This window comes from Corynebacterium sp. MSK041, assembly GCF_030232265.1.
Taxonomy (GTDB): Bacteria; Actinomycetota; Actinomycetes; order Mycobacteriales; family Mycobacteriaceae; genus Corynebacterium.
Window position 1 is genome coordinate 1 of record NZ_JASPJK010000049.1, and the last position, 509, is coordinate 509.

At 56.6% G+C, this 509-nt stretch carries 1 protein-coding gene; it reads left to right on the forward strand.

Features of this window, described 5'->3' with window-relative positions; translation table 11 throughout:
- Positions 1-366: transposase (locus QP968_RS11140; RefSeq protein WP_284856460.1), on the forward strand; the 366-nt coding region annotated here is incomplete at its 5' end.
- Positions 367-509 lie beyond the last annotated feature (143 nt).

The window sequence follows — 509 nt, forward strand, 5'->3', positions numbered from 1 at the left end:
TGGGCTCAAGCCCGCGAAGTCGTCGACCTACTGGAACCAAAATTCCCGCAGGTTGCGGCCTATCTGGAGGAATCACTTGATGAAGTGCTGGCGTTTACCGCAGCACCGAAACCAGTCTGGACGAAAGTGTGGTCCAACAACCCCACAGAACGGCTCAACCGGGAAATCCGCCGGCGCACCGACGTCGTTGGGATCTTTCCAAACCGCGAATCCATCATTCGGCTTGTCGGTGCAGTCCTAGCCGAACAACACGACGATTGGATCCAACAAAAGCGCTACATGTCACTGACCGCACTCGAACACACCAAACACCTCATGCACCACCCAGGAGGTGATCATGGCGACTACCACCAACTAACCGCCTAACCACAACCCCAAACTTCATACCGAGCCGAAAGCACAAACCGCTACACCACTACACGGGACTTGACCGAGCCGGGGCAAGAGCTTTACGTCGACTGGGCCGGTGACAAAGTGCCAGTGGTGGATCAGGCCAGTGGTGATACCGC